This is a genomic window from Dyadobacter sp. HNCC25DJ186, assembly GCF_056895235.1.
This window is the reverse complement of sequence record NZ_JBXHAS010000007.1, coordinates 83980-108223: the sequence shown is the minus strand read 5'-3', so window position 1 is coordinate 108223 and position 24244 is coordinate 83980. Positions and strand designations below refer to the sequence as shown.

Annotated in this window: 25 protein-coding genes; 17 read left to right on the top strand and 8 right to left on the bottom strand. The window is 41.1% G+C overall.

Translation table 11 applies throughout. The annotated features are described in order from the left end of the window. Positions 1 to 5 precede the first annotated feature (5 nt). The 10 genes from AC1XUO_RS20350 (at position 6) to AC1XUO_RS20305 (ending at position 7257) form a co-directional block, all read left to right on the top strand. Positions 6 to 242, top strand: a complete 237-nt coding sequence (locus AC1XUO_RS20350; protein ID WP_483331609.1) for a CopG family transcriptional regulator — start codon at positions 6 to 8, stop codon at positions 240 to 242. After that, a complete protein-coding gene (locus AC1XUO_RS20345; RefSeq protein WP_483331608.1) occupies positions 239 to 571 on the top strand; it encodes a type II toxin-antitoxin system PemK/MazF family toxin in 333 nt (110 codons plus the stop codon). The genes AC1XUO_RS20350 and AC1XUO_RS20345 overlap by 4 nt, the downstream gene beginning before the upstream one ends. Positions 572 to 585: 14 nt before the next feature. Next, entirely contained in the window at positions 586 to 798 is a 213-nt protein-coding gene (locus AC1XUO_RS20340; protein WP_483331607.1) for a hypothetical protein, read from the top strand. Between the two features lie 44 nt (positions 799 to 842). Beyond that, positions 843 to 2603 carry a biosynthetic-type acetolactate synthase large subunit gene (ilvB, locus tag AC1XUO_RS20335; RefSeq protein WP_483331606.1) on the top strand — a complete coding sequence of 587 codons (1761 nt, stop codon included), beginning with the start codon at positions 843 to 845 and terminating at the stop codon, positions 2601 to 2603. 55 nt (positions 2604 to 2658) lie between these two features. Continuing rightward, positions 2659 to 3192, top strand: coding sequence for an acetolactate synthase small subunit (ilvN, locus tag AC1XUO_RS20330; RefSeq protein ID WP_159475470.1), 534 nt, complete (start codon positions 2659 to 2661; stop codon positions 3190 to 3192). 62 nt (positions 3193 to 3254) lie between these two features. Continuing rightward, entirely contained in the window at positions 3255 to 4301 is a 1047-nt protein-coding gene (ilvC, locus tag AC1XUO_RS20325; protein WP_194124095.1) for a ketol-acid reductoisomerase, read from the top strand. 225 nt (positions 4302 to 4526) lie between these two features. Beyond that, complete coding sequence (locus AC1XUO_RS20320; RefSeq protein WP_483331605.1) at positions 4527 to 4697, top strand: type II toxin-antitoxin system HicB family antitoxin; 171 nt, start codon at positions 4527 to 4529, stop codon at positions 4695 to 4697. A gap of 137 nt (positions 4698 to 4834) precedes the next feature. After that, on the top strand, positions 4835 to 6085 hold the full coding sequence (gene ilvA / locus AC1XUO_RS20315; protein ID WP_483331604.1) for a threonine ammonia-lyase IlvA: 1251 nt from the start codon (positions 4835 to 4837) through the stop codon (positions 6083 to 6085). 10 nt (positions 6086 to 6095) lie between these two features. Next, positions 6096 to 6398, top strand: coding sequence for a nucleotidyltransferase family protein (locus AC1XUO_RS20310; protein ID WP_483331603.1), 303 nt, complete (start codon positions 6096 to 6098; stop codon positions 6396 to 6398). Between the two features lie 10 nt (positions 6399 to 6408). Beyond that, positions 6409 to 7257 carry a helix-turn-helix transcriptional regulator gene (locus AC1XUO_RS20305; RefSeq protein ID WP_483331602.1) on the top strand — a complete coding sequence of 283 codons (849 nt, stop codon included), beginning with the start codon at positions 6409 to 6411 and terminating at the stop codon, positions 7255 to 7257. A 4-nt stretch (positions 7258 to 7261) separates the two neighbouring features. On the opposite strand, the gene AC1XUO_RS20300 is transcribed toward AC1XUO_RS20305, so the two are convergent. Further along, positions 7262 to 7591, bottom strand: coding sequence for a type II toxin-antitoxin system PemK/MazF family toxin (locus AC1XUO_RS20300; protein WP_483331601.1), 330 nt, complete (start codon positions 7589 to 7591; stop codon positions 7262 to 7264). Next, complete coding sequence (locus AC1XUO_RS20295) at positions 7585 to 7836, bottom strand: AbrB/MazE/SpoVT family DNA-binding domain-containing protein (protein WP_483331600.1); 252 nt, start codon at positions 7834 to 7836, stop codon at positions 7585 to 7587. The genes AC1XUO_RS20300 and AC1XUO_RS20295 overlap by 7 nt, the downstream gene beginning before the upstream one ends. Before the next feature lie 411 nt (positions 7837 to 8247). Between AC1XUO_RS20295 and leuC the strand changes: the two genes are divergently transcribed. The 6 genes from leuC to AC1XUO_RS20265 all read left to right on the top strand — a co-directional run bounded on the left by leuC (position 8248) and on the right by AC1XUO_RS20265 (position 15332). Further along, positions 8248 to 9651, top strand: coding sequence for a 3-isopropylmalate dehydratase large subunit (gene leuC / locus AC1XUO_RS20290; RefSeq protein WP_483331599.1), 1404 nt, complete (start codon positions 8248 to 8250; stop codon positions 9649 to 9651). A gap of 154 nt (positions 9652 to 9805) precedes the next feature. Then, complete coding sequence (locus tag AC1XUO_RS20285) at positions 9806 to 10177, top strand: GxxExxY protein (protein WP_483331598.1); 372 nt, start codon at positions 9806 to 9808, stop codon at positions 10175 to 10177. A gap of 124 nt (positions 10178 to 10301) precedes the next feature. After that, positions 10302 to 10898 (top strand): 3-isopropylmalate dehydratase small subunit, encoded by a 597-nt coding sequence (gene leuD / locus AC1XUO_RS20280; RefSeq protein ID WP_483331597.1) that lies wholly within the window; start codon positions 10302 to 10304, stop codon positions 10896 to 10898. A gap of 80 nt (positions 10899 to 10978) precedes the next feature. After that, on the top strand, positions 10979 to 12568 hold the full coding sequence (locus tag AC1XUO_RS20275) for an alpha-isopropylmalate synthase regulatory domain-containing protein (RefSeq protein WP_483331595.1): 1590 nt from the start codon (positions 10979 to 10981) through the stop codon (positions 12566 to 12568). 237 nt (positions 12569 to 12805) lie between these two features. Continuing rightward, positions 12806 to 13876, top strand: coding sequence for a 3-isopropylmalate dehydrogenase (leuB, locus tag AC1XUO_RS20270; RefSeq protein ID WP_234650985.1), 1071 nt, complete (start codon positions 12806 to 12808; stop codon positions 13874 to 13876). Between the two features lie 301 nt (positions 13877 to 14177). Beyond that, positions 14178 to 15332 (top strand): 2-isopropylmalate synthase, encoded by a 1155-nt coding sequence (locus AC1XUO_RS20265; RefSeq protein WP_483331594.1) that lies wholly within the window; start codon positions 14178 to 14180, stop codon positions 15330 to 15332. A gap of 139 nt (positions 15333 to 15471) precedes the next feature. Here the strand turns inward: AC1XUO_RS20265 and purU are convergent, their stop codons facing one another. After that, complete coding sequence (gene purU, locus AC1XUO_RS20260; RefSeq protein ID WP_483331593.1) at positions 15472 to 16305, bottom strand: formyltetrahydrofolate deformylase; 834 nt, start codon at positions 16303 to 16305, stop codon at positions 15472 to 15474. A 134-nt stretch (positions 16306 to 16439) separates the two neighbouring features. Between purU and AC1XUO_RS20255 the strand changes: the two genes are divergently transcribed. After that, entirely contained in the window at positions 16440 to 16925 is a 486-nt protein-coding gene (locus tag AC1XUO_RS20255; protein ID WP_483331592.1) for a GAF domain-containing protein, read from the top strand. Here AC1XUO_RS20255 and AC1XUO_RS20250 read toward each other — a convergent pair whose 3' ends face one another. The 5 genes from AC1XUO_RS20250 to AC1XUO_RS20230 all read right to left on the bottom strand — a co-directional run bounded on the left by AC1XUO_RS20250 (position 16926) and on the right by AC1XUO_RS20230 (position 24157). Beyond that, positions 16926 to 17849, bottom strand: coding sequence for a sugar phosphate isomerase/epimerase family protein (locus tag AC1XUO_RS20250; protein ID WP_483331591.1), 924 nt, complete (start codon positions 17847 to 17849; stop codon positions 16926 to 16928). A 159-nt stretch (positions 17850 to 18008) separates the two neighbouring features. Then, positions 18009 to 19490 carry a c-type cytochrome domain-containing protein gene (locus tag AC1XUO_RS20245; protein WP_483331590.1) on the bottom strand — a complete coding sequence of 494 codons (1482 nt, stop codon included), beginning with the start codon at positions 19488 to 19490 and terminating at the stop codon, positions 18009 to 18011. A 26-nt stretch (positions 19491 to 19516) separates the two neighbouring features. After that, positions 19517 to 19837, bottom strand: a complete 321-nt coding sequence (locus AC1XUO_RS20240; RefSeq protein ID WP_483331589.1) for an L-rhamnose mutarotase — start codon at positions 19835 to 19837, stop codon at positions 19517 to 19519. 53 nt (positions 19838 to 19890) lie between these two features. Then, complete coding sequence (locus AC1XUO_RS20235) at positions 19891 to 21366, bottom strand: DUF1501 domain-containing protein (RefSeq protein WP_483331588.1); 1476 nt, start codon at positions 21364 to 21366, stop codon at positions 19891 to 19893. Positions 21367 to 21403: 37 nt separating this feature from the next. Further along, on the bottom strand, positions 21404 to 24157 hold the full coding sequence (locus AC1XUO_RS20230) for a DUF1553 domain-containing protein (protein WP_483331587.1): 2754 nt from the start codon (positions 24155 to 24157) through the stop codon (positions 21404 to 21406). Between the last annotated feature and the right edge of the window lie 87 nt (positions 24158 to 24244).

Sequence of the window (24244 nt, the reverse complement as noted above, 5' to 3'; positions counted from 1 at the left end):
CAACTATGCAAGTTACATACACCAGCAAATTACCAGACACGCTACTTAAGGAATTAGAGTCCGTAGCAACTAAGTTGAAGACAAGCAAAAAAGATGTCATTGAAACCGCTCTTACCCATTATTTCGAAGAAATAAAAAAAGCGGAATATATAGCCTCTTTTAAAAAAGCAAAGGGTGAGCCGGAGATAATTGAACTTGCCGAGGACGGCTTGGGAGATTATTTAAAAATGATTGAAGAATGAAGCAAAGGGAAATCTGGTGGGCTGATCTAAATCCGGTCCAAGGCAGCGAACAGCGAGGAAAAAGACCAGTTGTAATCATTAGTGGGAATACAATGAATGATCATTTAGATATAGCAATTGTTTGCCCCTTGTCATCAAAAATTAAAAATTTTGCTGGTTGTGTGATTTTGAAAAAAGACCATGTAAATCAGTTGGAGCAGGATTCTGAAATTATTTCATTCCAGGTCAGGACAATCAGTAAAAGTCGCTTGATAAATAAAATTGGTCAAATAACTGATGATGAATTGCGTCAGGTTAAAACTGGCCTTAATGAAATTTTGACATATTGAAAGATTAAAACGGAGTGAATAAACAAACATTCAAATTAGATAGAGCAGCTTCTCATGCCGGAACGCATGAAGAAACTGAAAAATACTACGCGAAAAATCAGCCTAAAACGTCAGCTGAAAGGTTGATGGCGGCTAATTACCTGAATAGTATTGCTTTCCAATTTGATTTGAATAATCCTCCGAAAATGGACAGAACTGTTTTCGCGATGCGAAAACACGAATTATAAAATTGAGATTAAAAAAAATTCATCCGACTAAATAAGTAGAGGTCATGGAATTTAATGAAAACCAAACACAAACAGCCGAAATCGCTGAGCAGCCAGTTTCGGTAGCAGCACCAGAACTGATCAACGGTTCTCACGCACTGATCCAGTCATTGATTATCGAAGGTGTCAAAACGATCTTCGGATATCCGGGCGGCGCGATCATGCCGGTTTACGATGCTATTTATGATTATCAGGAACAAATTAATCATATCCTTGTACGTCATGAGCAAGGGGCCGCACATGCTGCCGAAGGATTTGCCCGCATTACCGGTGAGGTTGGAATATGTTTGGCAACATCAGGTCCTGGCGCTACGAATCTGGTAACCGGAATCGCAGATGCGATCATTGACTCAACGCCGATGGTTTGTATTGTTGGCCAGGTTGGATCACATTTGCTGGGAACGGATGCTTTCCAGGAAACGGATATTATGGGTGTGACCATTCCAATTACAAAATGGAACTACCAGATCACGAATCCTGATGAAATTCCTGAAATTATTGCAAAAGCGTTTTATATAGCAAAATCTGGCCGTCCTGGTCCGGTACTGATTGATATCACAAAAGATGCGCAGCTGAAATTGATGTCAAAATCATTCGTCTATAAAAAATGTGAAAAACTGCTGAGCTATCGTCCACGCTTGTCACCGAAAGAAGATCAGGTGGAAGCGGCTGCAAAGCTTATCAATGAATCAAAACGTCCGTTTTTATTTTTCGGACACGGAGTTCAAATCGCTGGTGCTGAACAGGAATTATTGCAATTCATTGAAAAAACAGACGTTCCTGCGGCTTCAACTTTGTTAGGACTTTCTTCCGTTTCAGTTGATCATCCGAATTATGTGGGTTGGTTAGGAATGCATGGAAACTATGGAACAAACGTCCTTACCAATTCCTGTGACTTGATTATCGCGATCGGTATGCGCTTCGATGACCGTGTTACCGGCGATTTGAGCCGTTATGCGAAACAGGCGAAAGTTATCCACATCGAAATTGATCCTGCGGAAATTGATAAAATCAAAAAAGCAGATGCGCCGGTTGTAGGTGATGCCAAACGCGCTTTGGAAATGCTTTTGCCGCTCGTGAATGAAAATAATCATGCAGAGTGGAGAGCAGAGTTCAAGAAATTTGATGCGATTGAAGACGAAAAAATCACGCAACCAGAACTTGCTCCAACAACAGAAAAAATAAAAATGGCGGAAGTGATTCGTTCACTTTCAAATAAAACAAAAGGTGAAGCGGTAGTTGTAGCGGATGTTGGTCAGCACCAGATGATGACGGCCCGTTATTATCAGTTTAAAAAGCCAAACTCCTTTATTACTTCGGGTGGTTTAGGAACGATGGGTTATGCGTTACCAGCAGCTTTCGGAGCAAAAGTAGGAGCACCTGACCGTGAGGTTGTTGCGATTATCGGTGATGGTTGTTTCCAGATGACAATTCAGGAATTGGGAACAATTGCGCAAAGTGGTTTGCCTGTTAAGATCATCATTTTGAATAACAATTTCCTTGGAATGGTTCGCCAGTGGCAACAGCTTTTCCACGCAAAACGCTATTCATTCGTTGAGCTGCAAAATCCCGATTTTATCACAATCGCTAAAGGTTTTGGTATCGACGGACATACCTGCGGAGCTAGAGAAAACCTGAACGATTCGCTTGATAAAATGCTTGCTTCCGACAAACCATATCTATTGGAAGTATTGGTTGAAAAAGAAGAAAACGTATTCCCAATGGTTCCAACGGGAGCTTGTGTAGCGGATATCAGACTGGAATAATGTAAATGAATTTATAAAAATCACTTGCATTTTTTCACTAGACATTAAAAGAATCATGACAACTTACACCATTTGCGTATTTACGGAAAATACGATTGGGATATTAAACAAGATCACAACCATTTTCACCCGTCGCCGGATCAACATTGAAAGTCTGACGGTTTCGGAAACGGAACGTAAGGGTATTTCCCGCTTCACCATCGTCATTCGTCATGAATCGCGCGAAGCGGTTGAAAAACTTGTTCGCCAGATCCGTAAGATCATCGAAGTGCTTGCGGTTTTCGGTTACCTGAACGACGATATCGCCTACAATGAAATTGCGATGTTCAAGATTTCAACACCCATCGGCGCAAAACCGCTTGATATTGAAACGATTAACAAAACGTACAAAGCCTGGGTTGTTTACTGGCACCTGACTTATGTGATCATTCAGAAAACGGGTACGGAAGAAGAAATTTTCGAATTCTTCAATTATATCAAACCACATGAAATCCTTGAATTTGTACGCTCAGGACGTGTTGCGGTGAGCAAATCTCCTCAAACGCTGGTGGATTACCTGCCGGAAGCGGAATGGGAATATTATATGTAGTAACATAATTTTCATAGTATTGTCTTTTATTTTGTAGTAATCAATAATTCAATTAATAATCAATGGCAAAATTAAATTTCGGCGGGGTCGAAGAAGAAGTAGTTACCCGCGAAGAGTTCCCACTAGAAAAAGCCCGCGAAGTACTATCTACTGAAACCATTGCCGTGATCGGATACGGTGTTCAAGGTCCTGGTCAAAGCTTAAACATGCGTGACAACGGATTTAACGTTATCGTTGGACAACGTAAAGGTGGAAAATCATGGGATAAAGCGATTGCTGACGGATGGGTTCCTGGCGAAACACTTTTCGAACTTGAAGAAGCATTGCAAAAGGGAACAATCATTTGCTACCTTCTTTCTGACGCCGCTCAAATCGAATTATGGCCAACTGTTAAGGCTAATTTGACTGCCGGAAAATCATTGTATTTCTCACATGGTTTCGGTGTAACTTATAAAGACCAGACTGGAATTGTTCCTCCTGCTGACGTAGATGTATATCTTGTAGCGCCAAAAGGATCAGGAACTTCTCTTCGTCGTTTGTTCGTAGAAGGAAAAGGTTTGAACTCATCTTTCGCTGTGTTCCAGGATGCAACTGGAAAAGCACGTGAAAAATGTATCGCAATGGGTATCGGTGTTGGTTCAGGCTATTTGTTCGAAACTGATTTCTACCGTGAAGTAACGTCTGACCTTACTGGCGAACGCGGAACTTTGATGGGTGCTATTCAGGGAATTTTTGCTGCTCAGTATGAAGTGCTTCGTTCAAACGGACACACACCATCAGAAGCTTTCAATGAAACAGTTGAAGAACTGACGCAATCATTGATGCCTCTTGTTGCTGAAAACGGTATGGACTGGATGTACGCAAACTGCTCTACAACAGCACAACGTGGTGCTTTGGACTGGTGGAAACCATTCCGTGACGCTACTAAGCCTGTTTTCGAACAACTTTACAACTCAGTAAAATCAGGCGAACAAGCTACGATTTCCATCACCCGTAACTCACAACCTGACTACCGTGTGAAATTGGAAGAAGAATTGGCTGAACTTCGTGAATCAGAAATCTGGCAGGCAGGCGCTACGGTACGTAGCCTTCGTCCGGAGCGCGGATAATTCATTGATTTGAGTCAGGTTTCTTTTTTGAAATTTGAAAAATATATACCCCTGATTTCGTTAAGAGTCAGGGGTACTTTTTTAGCTTCTAAAGCTTTTTTTTCTCCGTATTTTATCAATTTAGATTTTGTGATTGAGTATCATTTGCTCAAACTGTTAATATGAAAGTTCAAATTGCTGTCTGATTCAAAAAATGTATATTTGGTAAGCAACTAAGACAATATCATGAAGGAAATAGTTTTTTTGATAAATGAAGCCGAAGAAGGTGGATATACTGCCAGAGCGTTAGGAGTGTCCATTTTTACCGAGGCAGAGACCATGGAAGAACTTAAAAATAATATTCAGGAGGTTCTTGAATGTCATTTTGATATCGCTAATCCTTCAACATTATACTAATATTCCCAATCACAAACCCATAAAAATAAATACTTTACGTGGTATCGTTAAAGATATTGCTGAACACCTTAATAAAGATCCAAAAGTAATTTTTGATTTGTTTTTTGGTCAATAAATAGTCATTGCACTCCGAAATAATGAATTCTTCATCACCAACACTCGACAACATTTTTCTCGCTGCCGAACGGCTTCGCGGAATCATAAATCACACCCCATTACTTTATAATGCTCATTTATCGGAGCAGTATGAAGCTAATATTTACTTAAAAAGAGAAGATCTTCAAACCGTTCGTTCCTATAAAATCAGAGGTGCTTATAACAAAATGGCAAGTCTGAGCGCGGAGGCATTAGCGGGTGGTGTGGTTTGTGCAAGCGCAGGAAATCATGCACAAGGCGTTGCTTATGCCTGTCGGAAAATGGAAGTGAAAGGCGCCATTTTTATGCCAACAACGACACCGGCTCAAAAGGTAAAACAGGTTCGTTTATTTGGTAAAGAGTGGGTTGATGTGCATTTGGTAGGTGATACTTACGACGATGCTTATCACGCATCAGTTATATATCAAAAAGAAAATAACGCCACTTTTGTCCATCCTTTTGATGATTTACAAGTTATTGAAGGACAAGGAACGGTTGGATTGGAAATATTTAAAGATGCCAATTTCCGAATTGATTATTTGCTAATGGCAATTGGTGGCGGTGGATTAGCTTCCGGCATTTCGACGGTTTTTAAACAACTTTCTCCCAAAACACAATTGATCGGTGTAGAGCCACTTGGTTCTCCGACGATGCAAAAATCTATTGAAGAAGGCCATGTGGTAACTTTGGATCACATTGATAAATTTGTAGACGGAGCAGCCGTTCGTCGTGCAGGAGATATCACTTTTGAGATTTGCAGCAAAAGTTTGGATAAGGTTTTACTGATTCCGGAAGGAAAAGTTTGCTCAACAATTCTTCAACTTTACAATGAAGAAGCGATCGTAGCCGAGCCGGCTGGTGCATTAACCGTGGCCACGCTGGATATGGTAAAAGATGAGATCAAAGGAAAAAATGTGGTTGCTTTAATCAGCGGCGGAAATAATGATATTACGCGTACCGAAGAAATTAAAGAGCGTTCGCTGCTTTATGAAGGATTAAAACATTATTTCATCATCCGTTTCCCGCAACGTTCCGGTGCATTTCGGGAATTCCTGAATGTCCTTGGACCCAATGATGACATCGCAAGATTTGAATATGTAAAGAAAACCAACCGAGAACAAGGACCAGCATTGGTAGGAATTGAATTGAAAAATCGTGAGGATTTTGAGCCGTTGATCGAGCGGATGAATGAGAATAGGGTTGTGTATGAATATTTGAATGATCAGCCGGATTTATTTCAGTTTATGGTTTAGTGATTTTATAATGGTACACAACAAAAAAGAAGTTATCACATCAATACAAACCGTTACCCAAGATATTCTAAAACTTGGTGCTAAACGACTAGGCTTATTTGGTTCTTTCGTAAGAGGAGAACAAAAGGAAGATAGTGATATTGACTTGCTTGTTGAATTCAAGCCAGGAATGAAGACATACCGCAACTATATGAATTTAGCAGATTTGTTAGAAGAAAATCTCAAAAGAAAAGTTGATCCTTTAACTTGGGAAGGCATGGCTTCATTTGTCCAACGTGAGGTAAGAAAAGAAATTGAATACATTGATCTTTAATTGAAAACCCTTGCTACGCGTCCCGTCCCACATAAGCTCCCAGGAATTTGAATCCTTAAAGATTCAGGATATGACTTTTGTTGCTTACCGCAATGAAGTATATCCATCCCGTTACGAGGTTTTTTTTGAGGAACATGCCGTGATTGTGGTTCTGGAAGGAGAAAAAAAATTCAGCAGCCCGACACAGGAAGTTTATGTTGAAAAAGGAGATATTCTTTTCATTCAGCGCGGTTTTTATCTGATGTCTGAATCAATTAATGAATCTTACAAAAGTCTCGTTTTCTTTTTTGATGAAAAGTTGTTGAGAGAATTTGTTAACCTCCACCCTGAACTTTTTAATCCTGACGAAGCAACAAATACCCTCGAAAATCCTATTCTGCCGCTGAAATCAGATGAGAATTTTGAAAAGTTTATTCAGTCTGTTTTTCCTTATTTCAAATCGAGAACAGAATTGAAAAACCATTTTCTCAGGTTGAAATTCCAGGAGTTATTGCTTCACCTGCTAGAATTGGATAAATCAAAACAACTGAGAGCAAATCTTTACAGTTTGTATATCGGAGAAAAAGTGGATCTGTCATTTTTAATGAACAGTTACTATCTCAAACCGCTTACATTAAACGAACTGGCCAGACTATCCGGCAGAAGTTTGTCTGCTTTCAAACGAGATTTCCAGGAAGAATTCAAAACTTCACCAGCGCTTTGGCTGAAAAATAAACGACTGGATTACGCTGACTTTTTATTAAGAAATAATACCAAAAACGTTACGGAGATCAGTACTGAAATTGGGTATGAAAGTGTGTCGCATTTTATAAAAATGTATAAGGAAAAGTTTGGGGTAACGCCTAAGAAGCATGTATAAACGATTAGTCAATAAGCATTTGCTTCAAAATTTCTTTTAATTGAAAAATTTCTGCTTTTGACAGTTTCCCAATTCTCGAACCGATTCTTGCTTTATCAACAACTCTTACCTGATCTGTTGCAATGGATCCGTTTCTCTCCGCTATTACACAATCAAAACGCCAAGGATAACTTTTCACAGTTGAAGTAATTGGAACTATAATCACGGTCCTTAAAAATTGATTCATTTCATTGGGACTAATCACAACAGCCGGCCGCGTTTTAGCAATTTCACTTCCCTGAGTAGCGTTCAGTGATATCCAATAAACTTCATACTGAAGAAGATTTTTTACCATGTCCATTCCTCCTGATCAAATTCATTCGACAAACTTTCATCTAACAGAGGAGAATCATCTCCCGAGTCATTCATTTGTTTTGCGGCATCAGACCAGCCCTGACGGGGTGCAGGTTTTATTACAATTACGCCATTTTCCTCTTCAATTTGTACAGCAGATTTTAGTGACAACTTCAACTGGCGCAATATTGACGCAGGCAGGATAACTCCCTGACTATTGCCAATGTTAATAATGTTTGTCTTCATAATGTTATAACATAAAATCTATCTCAGATCAAATTTAGCATATTAGATTATAACATGCGCTATTATTTTGAACTTGGGTAAGTAGTGGTTTATACTAAGATATTCTTTTAAATATAATCAATATTCGCTGTTAAACCTCCAAAGTATCTGCGGACAAAATTCCTTCACAATAGCACTCACCCAATCTATTTTAAAAAAATTCCCAGAAATCAATAAAGATTTCCGCTCAACCTGCCTTTTCAAACCAAAAACACTATTTTTTGAACGTTTCCCGTTATACTTAATTCAAGTATTCTAATGAAATTTGTTTCCCTAATTATTTTACCGGTCATATTCCGGTTTAAGTAGCTCGTTTTCAGCTATAAATCAGTAAAAGTTAATATTAGTTACCTATTTCACCATAAATTGAGAATGAGTAATCAAGCGAGTACCCTTTTTGACAAAGTGTGGGATTCACACGTTGTTCGTAAAATTGAAGATGGCCCGGACGTATTTTTTATCGACCGTCATTTTATCCATGAAGTAACCAGCCCGGTTGCGTTTCTGGGACTTGAAAGCAGAAATGTTGGTGTTATTTATCCGAACCGTACTTTCGCAACGGCTGACCACAACACACCTACTATCAACCAACACCTTCCTGTACAAGATCCGCTTTCAGCAAAACAACTGGATGCATTGGAGTCAAATTCTGCAAAATACGGTATTTCGCACTGGGGTCTGGGTAATGTGAAAAATGGTATTGTTCACGTCGTTGGACCAGAAAATGGTATTACATTACCAGGAATGACGATTGTTTGTGGTGATTCACACACGTCTACGCACGGCGCATTTGGCGCTATTGCTTTCGGAATTGGTACTTCTGAGGTTGAAATGGTACTTTCCTCTCAGTGCATTATGCAGCCAAAACCTAAGAAAATGCGTGTAAACGTAAATGGAAAACTAGGTAAAGCGGTAACGCCGAAAGACGTTACTTTATATATTATTTCAAAACTGACAACGGCAGGCGCTACGGGTTATTTCGTAGAATATGCTGGTGATGTTTTTGAAAATATGTCCATGGAAGGCCGTATGACGGTTTGTAACATGAGTATCGAAATGGGGGCCCGTGGTGGTATGATCGCTCCTGACCAGACTACTTTTGATTATATCGAAGGCCGCGACCAGGCTCCAAAAGGTGAGAAATGGGACAAGGCATTGGCTTACTGGAAAACTTTGAAAACGGATGAAGGTTCTGTTTTTGATAAAGAATATACTTTCAACGCAGAGGATATCGAGCCGATGATCACCTACGGAACAAATCCGGGAATGGGTCAGGGGATTTCACGTAATATTCCTACATCAGAACAAGTTGAAGGCGGAAAAGCAACCTACGACAAATCATTGAATTACATGGGCTTCCATGAAAATGAGTCGATGTTGGGCAAAAAGATTGACTACGTATTTATCGGCAGCTGTACCAACGGCCGTATCGAAGATTTCCGTGCTTTCGCATCGATCGTAAAAGGACGTAAAAAAGCGGATAACGTTACTGCATGGGTAGTACCAGGTTCTCATATTGTTGAAGCGCAGATCAAAGAAGAGGGAATTCTTGACATCCTGACCGAAGCAGGTTTCGAACTTCGTCAGCCAGGCTGCTCGGCTTGTCTTGCGATGAATGATGATAAAATCCCGGCTGGTAAATATGCTGTGAGCACATCAAACCGTAACTTCGAAGGTCGTCAGGGCCCGGGAGCACGTACGCTTTTGGCTAGTCCATTGGTTGCTGCTGCAGCCGCGGTAACGGGAGTTGTTACGGATCCTAGGGATTTGCTTTAACTGGTTGAAGGTTACACAGAGGTTCTCAGAGCGGCCGCCGCGCGGAAAAAAAGAGAACCAAAGAGGTTTTTTGAACAAATATTACTAACCTTTTCCGTGTGACCTGAGTATCAGTTTGTGGTATATGATGTTGAATCATAACCACAAAGTAATAATGGAAATTAATGAAATTACCGGAGAGATTATTGGGTGTTGTATTGAAATTCATAAGGAACTAGGTCCTGGATTACTTGAATCTGCTTATGAAGAATGTCTGGCCTACGAATTAAGTAATTCGGGTTTGTTTTTTGAAAGACAAAAGCCATTACCCATTCGCTATAAAGAAATTCAAATCGAATATGGTTACCGGATGGATTTCATCGTTGAAAATCAGGTAGTAGTAGAATTGAAAAGTGTTGAAATAATTAATAACGTTCACACAGCTCAAATTCTCACATTTATGAGATTTTCCGAAATGAACGCAGGCCTGTTAATCAATTTCAATGTTTCAGTATTAAAAAACGGTATAAAAAGATTCATAAACTGACCGTGACACAGAGAACCATGGAGTTTAAAAAGAGCGCAACGGAGATTGAGTTTGATAAAAAACAAAATCTCTGTGTCCCTCCTTCAATCTCAGTGAAACTCTGTGTAACCTAAAAAAATTAAAAATGGCTTACGATAAATTCACCATATTAAAAAGTACGGCAGTTCCTTTGCCGATTGAAAACGTTGATACGGATCAGATCATACCCGCACGTTTTCTAAAAGCTACAAAACGTGAAGGTTTTGGAGATAATCTTTTCAGAGACTGGCGCTACAACGGCGACGATACTCCGAAAGCAGATTTCGTATTGAATAACCCGATTTATTCAGGTAAAATCCTTGTCGGCGGACGCAACTTCGGAAGCGGATCAAGCCGTGAGCATGCTGCCTGGGCGATTTATGACTACGGTTTCCGTTGTGTCGTTTCAAGTTTCTTTGCAGATATTTTCAAAGGTAACTCTCTGAATATAGGAATTTTACCAGTTCAGGTTAGTGAAGAATTTCTTGACAAAATATTCCAGGCAATCGAAGCGGATCCAAATGCAGAACTTGAAGTAAATCTTCCTGACCAGACGATCACAATTCTTTCGTCAGGAGAACATGAGTCTTTCGATATCAATGGCTACAAAAAACATAATATGATCAATGGTTTTGATGATATTGATTATTTGCAGGCGATGAAAAGCGATATCACGGAATTTGAAGCACAGCGACTATACTAAATGGCTATTAGTTATCGGCCTTCGGCAATCGGCTTTTTTGGCTGATAGCCGAAGGCCGAAAGCCGACTGCCGAAAGCCCCATGAATAAACGCTATATAGAAATAATGGACACGACACTCCGGGATGGAGAACAAACATCCGGTGTGTCGTTTTCCGCATCTGAAAAGCTGACAATTGCTCAGCTCTTGTTGCAAGAAGTAAAAGTTGACCGGATAGAAATTGCTTCTGCTAGAGTTTCAGAAGGAGAATTTGAAGCCGTTAAAAAAATCACAACCTGGGCAAATGAAAACGGTTTTATTGATAAAATCGAAGTCTTGACTTTTGTCGACGGAAACGCATCCATCAACTGGATGCTCAATTCCGGTGCAAAAGTGATGAACCTGCTTACCAAGGGTTCTTTGAACCACCTCACCTTTCAGTTAAAAAAGACTCCGCAACAGCATTTTGAGGATATTGAACAAGTTATCGAACTTGCACAATCGAAAGGAATAAGCTGTAACGTTTATCTTGAAGATTGGAGTAATGGTATGCGTACTTCACGTGAATACGTTTTTGCCGCGCTCGACTTTTTAACAAAGCAGCCTGTAAAACGGATTCTGTTGCCTGATACATTAGGAATTCTTACGCCTACTGAATCCTATGAATTTGTAAAATCAATCGTCGATCGATATCCTGATAATCATTTCGAATTTCATGCGCATAATGATTACGATCTGAGCATTGCAAACGTGATGGAAGCAATTCGCGCCGGTGCACATGGACTTCATTTGACCGTAAATGGTATGGGCGAGAGAGCTGGAAATGCCTCTTTGGCCAGTACGATTGCAGTAATAAAAGATTTTATGCCGGAGGTTGAAACTTCGGTTGTTGAACGTTCTTTATATAAAATCAGTAAGATCGTTGAAACATTTTCAGGTATAAGAATTCCTTCAAACCGACCAATTGTTGGCGAAAGCGTATTTACACAAACTGCTGGTATTCACGCTGATGGAGACAAAAAGAACAATCTTTATTTCAGTAATCTGATGCCGGAACGCTTTGGGAGATTGCGTTCTTATGCTCTCGGTAAAACTTCCGGAAAAGCGAATATTGAGAATAACCTGAAAGATATCGGGATTACATTATCCGATGCTGACCTTAAAAAAGTTACTCAGCGGATCATCGAGCTGGGCGACAGGAAAGAGGTTGTAACGCCGGAAGATCTTCCCTATATCATCTCCGACGTGCTTGATAGTAATGCAATCGAAGAAAAGGTTGTCATCCTGAATTATGTATTAACACATTCAAAAAATCTGAAACCATCCGCAACTTTACAGATTAATTTTGGAGACGAGATTTTTGAGGAAAATGCGCAGGGCGATGGTCAGTATGATGCGTTCATGAATGCGTTGAAAAAGATCTATGCGAAAAAAGGAATTTCTTTGCCGATGTTAACGGATTATACCGTGCGGATCCCGCCGGGAGGAAAAACGGATGCACTTTGCGAAACGATCATTACCTGGGAAATAAACGGTAAGGATGTAAAAACCAGAGGTTTGGATTCTGACCAAACGGTTTCTGCGATTCAGGCAACGCAGAAAATGCTGAATTTGCTGGGGGTCCCCAGTGCGCTTAATTTGAGCCCAAAGTTGGAAGAGGTTAATTCGGTTATGTCACCCTTTCAGGGTTAAAATCTTAGCCCGATCTATCCATTTCTATAATAATGTCATCCCGTTGGGATTGTTGACAAGCAATTAATCCCGAAGGGGTGATATTATTATAGAAAAATGATTGACCGCCAAAAACTTTAAGCCCCATAGGGGCGGCATATTACCTTGATAACGAATACTATAAAATCTAAATCAAAAACCATAATAACCCGTAAAGCCAGCTAGCCTGCCGACGGGTTATAAATTTTAACCATAATAATGAAGAAGAACATCTTAATAGTACCTGGTGACGGAATCGGACAGGAAGTTACAGAAGTTGGAAAAAAAGTTCTAATTAAAATTGCTGAGAAATTCGGACACGAATTTACTTATGACGAAGCATTAATGGGCCACGTTGCGATTGAAGCAACAGGAAATCCACTTCCTGATGAAACTTTGGAAAAAATGCGCGCTTCTGATGCGATTTTGTTCGGAGCTGTTGGTCATCCAAAATATGATAACGACCCAACTGCAAAAGTTCGTCCGGAGCAAGGTTTGCTTAAAATGCGTAAAGAACTTGGTTTGTATGCCAATTTACGCCCTATCAAACTTTTTGATGAACTATTGGGAGCTTCTTCAATCAAACCAGAAATCCTTAAAGGTTCTGATATCCTATTCTTCCGCGAATTGACTGGTGATATCTATTTCGGAGAAAAAGGCCGTAAAAACGACGGAGACACTGCTTACGATATCGCTGAATACAGTCGTTATGAAGTAGAACGTATTGCACGGAGAGCATTTGAAGCTGCCCGTACACGTGGCAAAAAATTATGTTCTGTTGATAAAGCAAACGTTTTGGAAACAAGCAGACTGTGGCGAGAAGTCGTTCAGGCGCTTGCTCCTGAATATCCGGACATCACCGTAGAACACCAGTTTGTTGATTCTGCTGCGATGATGCTTATCAAAGATCCACGCCGTTTCGATGTAGTTGTAACAGCAAATTTATTCGGTGATATTCTGACAGATGAAGCAAGCCAGATCGCTGGTTCTATGGGCATGTTGGCATCTGCTTCGGTAGGAGACAGCACAGGTGTTTACGAACCAATTCATGGTTCAGGACATGATATTACTGGTATGGGTGTTGCTAATCCAATGGCTTCGGTACTTTCTGCGGCTTTGCTTCTTGATATTTCATTCGGTTTGAAGGCTGAGTCTGACGCTATTATCTCTGCGATTGACCAGGTTTTAAAAGCTGGTTTCCGTACACGTGATATTGCTGATTCAACCACTGCCCCAGAATTTATTCTAGGAACAGACGCCATTGGAGAAGAGATTTTGAAACGTATTTAATATAAAAAATACGTTTCATTATAAAATACATCTTTTTTTGAATTTTCATTAAGAATGATTTGTGCAACCAAAATCTTCTTAGTACTTTGCAGAAGAAAATCGCAGTTAGCGAATTTTCGCAAATAAAATAAAGATGAAACTTTTAGACAATTGCATTTTTCTGCTCATTCAGAGTAACCCGTAAAAAGGAGAAAGGCATTGTCTTGAATAGATCAAAAACCCTTTCTCTAACACGGAAAGGGTTTTATATTGTCCTAAAATTAGTAAATTCGTAATTCAATCTTTAATCACAGTACCCACAATGAGTCAACGAGTTCAAATCTTCGACACAACATTACGCGACGGCGAACAAGTACCGGGAAGCCAATTGACAACAGAAGAAAAGATAATTGTAGCTACACAACTCGAAAAACTGGGGGTAGATGTTATTGAGGCCGGATTTCCTATTTCAAGTCCTGGTGATTTCAGATCCGTAGTAGAAATTTCAAAAGCCGTTCGTGAACCAATTATCTGTGCGCTTTCCCGTGCGGTAACCGGCGATATCGACGCTGCCGGAGATGCACTTGAATTTGCAAAAAGAGGACGTATCCATACCGGGATTGGGTCATCAGATATTCACATCCAGCATAAATTCAATACGACAAGAGAGAAGATTCTTGAAAGAGCCATTGCTGCTACGAAATATGCCAAAGGAAAGGTAGAAGACGTAGAGTTTTATTGCGAAGATGCCGGGAGAGCAGATCTTGTTTTTCTTGCACAATTGGTTGAGGCTGTGATTGGCGCGGGAGCAACAGTGGTAAATATACCTGATACAACGGGATATTGCTTACCTGAGGAATATGGTGCCAAGATCAAATATATTTTCGAAAACGTAAAAGGAATTCATAACGCAACAATTTCTATTCACTGTCATAATGATCTTGGTTTAGCGACCGCTAACTCATTGGCTGGTATCCGCGAAGGTGCGCGCCAGGTTGAGGTTACCATGAATGGAATAGGCGAGCGTGCAGGAAATACTTCTTTGGAAGAGGTAGTAATGGCTTTGAATGTTCACAAAGAACTGGGTTACGAAACGGGTGTGAATTCGCAATTGATTTATCCTACAAGTCAGTTGGTATCGAAAATGATGCGCATGCCAGTTCAGGCCAACAAAGCGATTGTAGGACGTAATGCTTTTGCACATTCGTCTGGAATTCATCAGGATGGCCACCTAAAAAATACGCTGAATTACGAGATCATGAATCCACAGGATGTGGGTGTTGATAAATCGGATATCGTATTGACAGCACGAAGCGGTCGCCACGCTTTAAAACACCGTTTAGAGCTTCTGGGCTTTACTTTTGAGAAAGCGATCCTTGATGATCTTTACAAAAAATTCCTTGATGTAGCCGATTTGAAGAAAGAAGTTAACGATAAAGATTTAGTGGATTTGGCACGTACCGTTGTCATCGCTTAATATTTTCCATACATTATTTTGGATAATTACCTGAATATGAATTTGATGTTACAATGCTTTTTTGTAACATTACATATCAATAACATCCATCAGATTACAAAAAGCCCTCGGTGAGTCTGACTAAGGGCTTTTTTTTCGTTTATAAAATGATTGTCCGGTTATTATGAATGAAAACGCGGTCGTTGAAAACCAGCTTTAAGGCCGAAGTTAACACACGTTTTTCAGTATCTCTCCCCAACGTTGACATATCACTCGCCGTTTGTCTGTGGTCAACAGATTTCACGTCCTGAGCGATAATTGGGCCCTCGTCCAGATCATTGTTTACAAAATGTGCTGTTGCGCCAATGATTTTCACGCCACGCTCGTATGCCTGTCGGTAGGGATTTGCACCGATAAATGCCGGCAAAAATGAATGATGGATATTGACGATGCGATCCGGGAAGTTATTGACAAATTCCGGCGTTATAATCCGCATATATTTTGCCAGGACCAGATATTCCGGACGGTAAACATCCAGTGTTCTTAAAATCGCTTCTTCGTGTTCTTCCCGGGTTTTATTTTCATGTGTGATAAAATGAAAAGGTATCCCGAATTTGCCGACCAGCGGTTGCAAGGTATTATAATTACTGATCACCGCCAGAATGTTGGCATCCAGCTCATCAAAAGCATATCGAAGCAACAACTCCCCCAGACAATGATGTTCTTTGGTTACCAGAACGACAATATCCTTTTTCTTTTTTGGATTTAAGCGCAGATTAATTCCAGCCGGCAGTTCCTTTTGAAGGATTTGTAATAATTCAGTCGCATCCGTTTTCCCTTCAAATTCTGTCCGCATGAAAAAATACGATGAAGGGCTTACATACTCATCATTTCGAATGATGTTTTGATTGTGCTCAAAAAGTACGCGGGTTACCTGATAAATGAGCCCTTTGTGATCCGGGCCGTCCATCAGCAATATATGGCGGTGATTCATTTGTTCAATGGATACGGAATAATAATGCGCTAAATAACACATTTTTAGTGTCCGTCTTGTTAAAATTCCTCGCTATTCGTCCAACTTTTTAAAAGAAATCGCTGTTGAACTTATCAAATAGTACATCCACAGAAATGGCCGAAGAACTAATAATCCCCGCAGGAACGGATCGTAAAGATATTTACGACGCTTTATTACCACAAATTAATGCTTTGATCGAAACAGAAAGCGATCTGACTGCAAACCTTGCCAATATTGCTGCTGCACTGAAAGAAGCTTTTGGTTTTTTTTGGGTTGGTTTTTATATAGCAAAAGAAGGACAACTCGTTCTGGGACCTTTTCAGGGACCAATTGCCTGTACACGTATACCTTTCCATAAAGGCGTTTGCGGCGCAAGTTATTCGCAGCAAAAAACGATTATCGTGCCGGATGTTGATCAGTTTCCCGGTCATATCGCTTGCGCTTCTGCCTCCAAATCCGAAATCGTATTGCCGGTTTTTCATAGAAACGGTACCATAGCCATGGTTCTGGATGTTGATAGCGACCAATTAAATGATTTCTCTGAAACAGATGCTGAAGGTTTGCAAAGCATTTTAACGCTTCTGGAAAGAAAATTGTAGCTATTTGCTATATCGTTTTCTTAGCAAGTGCATCATAAAAACATTAATTCCCCATTGATCGGCTAGCGGCTGATTTGTGAACGGAACCGTTGGCATATAATGCGGAGGACCAAATTCTGTCAAAAACGTAATTTGTTCTCCGCTTTTTATTTTCCTTTCCACCACAACATCCCACCAGGCCAAATGCGCTTTTAACGCGGATTCCCACTCGGGAGCACGCGGATCGTTAACCTGCGGACCTTCCGGATGCCCGATACGCGCATGGATATGTCCTGCCCGTGAAAGTGCAAGTTTCACCGTTTCTTCCTGATCTTCCAGCAAAGTCTCCGCTACATTACACCAGTGCGAAATATCAAGCGTTAATTTTAATTTTGGGTTTTTCTCAATAAAATTTCTCGCAATATGTGCCGCAAAAAGCATTCTTGCCCGGTGTGTTTCGTGATAAATCGGAATTCCACTTTTCTCCGAAGCTTCGTTGGTATGGTCTATAAATGCCTTATTTTGATCATAACTGAAATGATCTCTTCCGCTATGACAATTGATGTATAGTGGTTTGATTTCTGATTTTGTTGTGGCTTCATCAATTGATTTTTTGAAAAAATCCAGATGTGCTGCGTAATCTTTTAGTCCGGATCCGCATAAAAATCCAATCTGCAAATCGTGTTTTTTTAATGCTGCGAATAGCTCGTCGTGATCCTTCTGATTCTGCGGCCACCAAAACTCTGCACCATCATAACCTTCCTTTTTGGCATCTGCGCAGAAGGCGTCAACAGAACCCTCGTAACCCCAGTTCGTAGCCAGGATTTTCAAAGAAACCGCATTCACTTTTTCAAACGACGGAGCATTTTCCTGAGCGATTGTTTCTATGGCTGATAAGGTGCCTAATCCGGTGATTGCAGTGTTCATAAATTTTCTACGATTCATTTCGTAATGGATTGTAAAACAAATTAAATGTGTTAAACCGTTGATAAAATGCAGCTAGCAAATGTTTCGGTGCGCTGCACCTTTTTAGCTCAGGAATTATCTTTGTCTACAAATATTTCGCAGCTCTGCTGCTATATACCACGAAATACTGCTTATACCTTATTGAATTCTTGGCTTTTCCTCCTTCTTAATCGTATCTCCGGCCTTTAGAAATTCTGCAACTTTCGCCTCATTAAATCCACTCACAATATGTAGATCAGGATGTAATTTTTGCACTTCGGCAACACCATTTTCAGTAACCGCAGATTTCCAGATAAAGATATTTTTCAGACTTTTCGATGAAGCAAGATTTTTCAAACCGGCGTCGGTAACTTTTGTTCCCACCAAATTGATGTATTCCAGGTGTTGCAAATCTTTCAAGAAAGTCAAACCCGCATCGGTCACAGCCGTATATTCCAAATGCAGCTTATTCAGATTTTTTAACTTGCTAAGTTCTTTCAGGGATGTATCAGTCACCTTGGTACTGCCTAGTTTTAGCCAGATAATCTGCTCCGATAAAGGCGAGAATAAATTGATCTGTTGATCACCAAAAGCTGAGGCATTCACGGCACTCACTTCCAGCAGATTCTTATCATGTGAAATCGGCATAACCAGAAGTCCAACCTTTTTAATAGCCTCTACAGCTTTTTCATTAGGTATAGGAACTTGTAAACTCAAAACCGGAGAGTCAGCACTTTTTGAATTTTCACCACCGGAACCAGACGTCAACGACGCCAGAGCAGGCTTAACCTCTTCAGTAATTTTTAATTCAGACACTTTTTTTTCTGCCGAAGCTCCCTGTTCAATCCACCAGCTCAATAAGGCGATTTGTGATTCTGAGAGCTGTGGTTTTCCTTTTGGCGGCATATGGTCGTCGTCTGTTTCAGGAAGCAGACAGCGCTTGATCATGGCACTTTCCAATGCTTTTCCAGAAACAAATACCGGGCCGTCTTCACCACCTTTTAGCAACATAGCCATATTATCCATACGTAAACCACCTTTTTGCTTGTTCGCATTATGGCATTGGACGCAACGCATTTCCAGAATTGGCTGAACAATATCTTTGTAGACGACCGCCTGGTTAATGTCCGGGATCGCTTTTATTTCTGTCTTTTCTTCTGTTCGAGGCGGAATTCCCGCCAGCGACCGGAATGGTTCAGGCGTATATTGGGTCAAATAACCATCTCCATGCGTGAGCGAGCCGCCGTCATGACCGGCTGTAAAGGTTAAAATCGTGGAAAGTCCTAACGCCGGAAGATAGATAGCGGAACCGATCGAAATTTTTCCTGACTTAAATAACCAGGCGATCCAGGCAAAAACCGCCACGCCAATTCCTTGCCACTGATGGTCACTCAATAATTCCTCATCATATCCGCCACCCAGCGACAAAAGATAACCTGCAATACAAGCCATCGTTGCACCAATGGCCGACCAAAACAGGATAAAGGTGACAGAAGAATCGTTTACAGAAATTTTACCTGTACGCTTGCCAATCTCCAAAAGTGCCGCGATCAGCAAAAATCCTATCGGCAAATGCACCAGAACCGGATGAAAACGTCCAATAAAATAAGTCCAGTCTGTGGCCTGAAAGAGGATTAGCATAGAAAAACGAGAACAATTAAAATGAACTATAACCGGAAAACTTCCGGGCACGCGACAATTTTGGGAGAATTATCCGGATTAACTTCCATCAGATCAGCCATATGATCCCACCATTTTTTCATGATCGGCAGCGACGATAAACCGGATGTGTCTGCATTTGGCGAAAGTTTTTGAAAGGCAAAAAGTGCCAGCGTAACCTCATCCAGAAAAATATAATACTCCTGAATCCCGGCATTTTTCAACAATTCTGACAATTCCGGCCAGATTTCATCATGTCTTTTTTTGTATTCCGCTTCATTTCCCTTGTTCAATTGCATGCGGAAAGCAAGCACGGTACCATTTTGCATTGGATTCAAGTTTGATTTCAGGCTTAAGGCGACAATTGATCGATTATATCCGGTTAAGCAATAATATTTTTTACAACCTTTCCTTCCGTATCAGTTAATCTGAAATTTCGTCCCTGGAACGGGTAGGTGAATTTTTCATGATCAAAACCCATCAGATGAAGAATTGTAGCCTGCAAATCATGCACGTGAACGCGGTCTTTTACTCCATAATAACCTAATTCATCCGTTTCTCCATGCGTAAAACCTTTTTTGACACCGCCGCCAGCCATCCACATCGTGAAAGCTTCCAAATGATGATCACGGCCCATATACGGCATTACAACACCGTTCCTGTTCTCCTGCATCGGCGTCCTGCCAAATTCAGCTCCCCAGATAATCAAGGTTTCATCCAGCAAACCACGCATTTTTAAGTCCTGAATCAAAGCAGCAACAGGTTTGTCAGACAAACGACATTTATTTCTTAACCCTCCTTCGACATTATCTCCCGCCGAAGTACCGTGGCCGTCCCAGCCCCAGTCAAAAAGTTGTACAAAACGCACGTCATTTTCAACCAGTTTTCTTGCCAAAAGACAATTCATGGCAAAGGTACCCTCGCCTGGTTTTACACCGTACATATCCAGAATAAACTGTGGTTCCCTAGAAACGTCCATTACCTCAGGCACAGACATTTGCATCCGGAACGCCATTTCATACTGACTAATCCGGGTCAATATTTCCGGATCTTTTACATCGTCGTAGGTTTGTTTATTAATCTCGTTAATCGCTTCAATCGTCTGTTTCCGCATATTCCGGTTCATCCCGTTTGGGTCGGTCACATATAAAACCGGATCTCCTCCGGTACGACATTGCACGCCCTGATAAACGGACGGCAAAAATCCACTTCCATAAACGCTTTTTCCCGCATCCGGTTGTCTGCCACCAGAAGCCAAAACAATAAATCCGGGCAAATTCTGATTCTCAGATCCTAACCCATAAACGGACCACGCACCTAAACTCGGGCGACCCAACCGTGCACTTCCTGTATGCAACAACAACTGTGCAGGAGCGTGGTTAAACTGATCCGTATGCATGGCTTTGATAAATGTAATTTCATCTGCAACGGTTTGTAAATAAGGAATATAATCAGACATCCAGGCACCGGATTGTCCGTATTGATTAAACTTCCCCTGCGGACCCAGCATTTTAGGTACGCCCTGAATAAAGGCAAATTTCTTTCCTTCCAAAAATTCAGCCGGGCAATCTTTCCCGTGATATTTTTCAAGTTCAGGTTTATAATCAAACAATTCCAGCTGGGAAGGCGCACCGGCCATGTGGATATAAATGACACGCTTTGCTTTTGGTGCAAATTGTGGAATCTTCGCTCCCATCGCTTCGGCGGTTGCACTGGTTTCTGCATTTGAATTACCGCAGGACCCCAAAAGCGAACCTAATCCCAAAGCACCCAGGCCAAAACCTGCCGACTGCAAAAAATGCCGGCGCGTCTGGCTGTGCAGATCAGCATGTTGTAATTCTTTTAATAACTTTTCCATAGCTGTAATCAGTATTAGAATCAGAGAAAATCTCCGGTTATTCCTTAGTCACTACATTATCCAGGTTTAGCATCACATTGGCGGAAATTGTCAGCGCGGCCAGTTCAGGCGATTTTCTTTCTTTCCCATATACAAGAATACTATCCACATCGGACGGTTTGGCCCGGTAAGATTTCAAAGCATCTCCATATATTTTTACCAGAACCTGTAAACTTTTATCATTGATTGGCTGAAAAGTCAAAAGTCTGTAACCCTCCCGAAGTTGTTGCTCAGGCGTTTTCCCTCGTTTTTGCATGGTTGTCGCCAGCTTCTCGGCAGCTTCCAGATACACCGGATCATTCAAAGTCACTAAAGCCTGCAAAGGCGTATTCGTTAAAATCCTCCTCGACTGACAAAACTCGCGACTTGGTGCATCGAATGTGGTCATCGAAGGATAGGGTGCCGTACGTTTCCAATAAGTATAAACGGCTCTCCGGTATTTATCTTCTCCTTCGCTCACTTTCCAGCTTTCACCGCTGTACGGCGACAACCAGATTCCTTCCGGCTGCGGCGGCATAACGCTTGGACCATACATTTTTTTGGAAAGCAAACCGCAGGCAGCCATCGCCTGGTCGCGAACCTGTTCTGCACTCAATCTTACCCGCGGACCTCTTGAAATAAACCGGTTGTACGGATCCTGTTCCTGTCTGGCTTTATCTGATTTTGAGCTTTGCTGATAAGTCGCCGACATGACCATGGTTTTTAGAAGATTTTTAACGCTCCAATGATCTTCCTCCATAAAGTTTACAGCCAGCCAGTCCAGCAATTCCGGATGTGAAGGTTCGGCTCCCTGAGAACCAAAATCTTCTACCGTTTCCACAATTCCTCTCCCAAATAACTGCTCCCAAAAACGGTTTACGATAACGCGGGCAGTCAACGCATTATCGCGACTAACCATCCATTTTGCTAATCCAAGCCGGTTTTTTGGATAATCTTTTGGCATAGGCGCCAATAATTTCGGAACATCCGGTTTTACTTCGGCACCTTTTACCGACCAGTTTCCTCTGACAAAAACATTGGTTTTCCTGGCAAAATCTCCCGTTCCTTCCCAAACAACAGGCATACTTTCTGTTGACTTGGTTAAAATCGTAGAATAATCTTTCACGATTTCCGGATATTCAGGTTCTCCTGCACCAGGCAAAGCTTCCTGAAATGCAAGCCAGGTAATCCGCACCCATTCTGTTGGATTTTTGGTACTTTTTAGTGTTAGAAAAATGTCATGTTTACCGGCAATTTTTGGAATTGGTGTTACCAGAACCGTGTCTCTGGTCGGAACATTTACGGTAGAAATAATTTGTCCGTCAATTTTATCCAGATGAAAAGTCATCACGGCATTTTCCGCTTTGGTAGAAATATTCATCACCAAATTGCCAGCACCGGTCAGGTTAACATTCGGGATTTTTGCATTTCCCTTATCCTTCACACCATAGTAAGAAATCAGCAAAACTGTTGATTCGTCTCCTTTAACGATACTATGCGCATTGATTTTCGGCTCCATGACACGCATGAACTGCGTGAATTTTTGCGTCTCTTTTGGATCATGTTTAGTGATCCAGGATTTCACTTTTTCAACCCTTGCTGAATCATCGCCTTTATAAAAACGAAGTTTAGGCCATTCATCCCACACATCTTCGTCGCGGGAATTGTTGAAAAATGCCATGTATTTGTAATAATCCTCATGCGGAATCGGGTCATACGGATGACTATGGCACTGAATGCAGGCGAAAGTAGTTCCCTGCCAAACTTCCCAGGTAGTGTTAACCCGGTCAATCTGAGCAGCTACGCGGAATTCTTCATCATCCGTTCCGCCTTCATTATTGATCATCGTATTCCGGTGAAAAGCCGTGGCAATCATATTTTCATCCGAAGGCATTCCCGTTTTCTTTTCCGGCATCAGATCACCGGCCAATTGCTCAATCGTAAATTGATCAAAAGGTTTATCTGCATTGAAAGATTTCACCACATAATCCCTGTAACGCCAGATATTTCTGCCTCCGTCACTTTCGTAGCCTTTGGTATCGGCATAACGCGCCAGATCCATCCACATGGAAGTCCAGCGTTCACCATAGGATGGTGATTTTAACAACCGATCGACAACTTTTTCATAAGCATCCGGCGACTTATCTTTTTCAAAATCAGCAACTTCTTTTTCGGTAGGAGGCAAGCCGGTCAGATCCAGGCTTACGCGACGGATTAATGTCGCCATATCCGCTGCGGGAGAAGGTGAAAGTTTTTCCTGTTTTAATTTTTGAAGAACAAATTCGTCAATATCGTTTTTGGGCCATTGGGCATTCCCTGTATTGATCAGGCCAAAAAGATTCCAAAGATTTTTATTAGAAGGTACTTCCGGTTTTTCAATTCTTTTATAGGCCCAATGCGTTTCCCATTTCGCACCCTGATTGATCCATTTTTTCAGGATTTTGATATCCTCTTCCTTCAAATGCGCACCACCTTTTGGCATTCTTTCATCCGGATCTTTGGACAAAATTCGGCGTATCATTTCACTGGCATCCGCATCTCCACGCACCACAGGAATTTTACCGGATTTACCGGGTTCCAGCATTTCATGTTCAAACAGAAAACTTACTTCTCCAGCCTGCTTCACGCCGCCATGACAACCCATGCAGTTTTTGTTCAATATCGGTTTAACCTCCTCATTATAATCCACCTGATGATCGAAAAATCCCGACCATGAGAAAGACGATAGTAAAACCACCGCCACACCCAAACCAATAAAATGCCACTTTTTCATTGTCAGGAACTGAATTAATTTGACCCGCTGATTTTTTAAAAGAACCGGTATTAATAAAAATACTTCATTTGCTTTAAATTCCGTTAA